The sequence below is a fragment of the Streptomyces colwelliae genome, assembly GCF_048158785.1.
In the GTDB taxonomy this organism is placed as follows: Bacteria; Actinomycetota; Actinomycetes; order Streptomycetales; family Streptomycetaceae; genus Streptomyces.
The window spans coordinates 1-382 of sequence record NZ_JBLTJC010001085.1; the positions used below are offsets into that span (position 1 = coordinate 1).

Below are 382 nucleotides of genomic sequence, written 5' to 3' on the forward strand. Positions count from 1 at the left end.
GCCGCTAGCCTGCACTCCTTCCCTTCCACAGGAGCGCCCATGCCTGCTTCCCGCATCCGCCTGCATGTTGAAGATACCGGTGGCGACGGCCGCCCGGTGATCCTGATCCACGGCTGGCCGTTGTCCGCCGATGCCTGGAAGACCCAGGTGGCGATCCTGCGCGATGCCCAGTATCGGGTCATCAGTTACGACCGGCGCGGCTTTGGCCGCTCCGACAAACCGGCCGAGGGCTATGACTACGACACCCTGGCGGCGGATCTGGCGGGGTTGATCGAGGAACGTGACCTGCGCGATGTCACCCTGGTCGGTTTCTCGATGGGCGGTGGCGAGGTGGCGCGCTACGTGGCCAACCACGGCCAGGATCGCCTGCACAGTGTGGTGT

General features: G+C 66.2%; 1 protein-coding gene. It reads left to right on the plus strand.

All coding sequences use genetic code 11. The annotated features are described in order from the left end of the window. Positions 1-39: 39 nt before the first annotated feature. A partial coding sequence (locus ACNFOC_RS55930; protein ID WP_416966516.1) for an alpha/beta fold hydrolase occupies positions 40-382 on the plus strand: 343 nt, incomplete at its 3' end.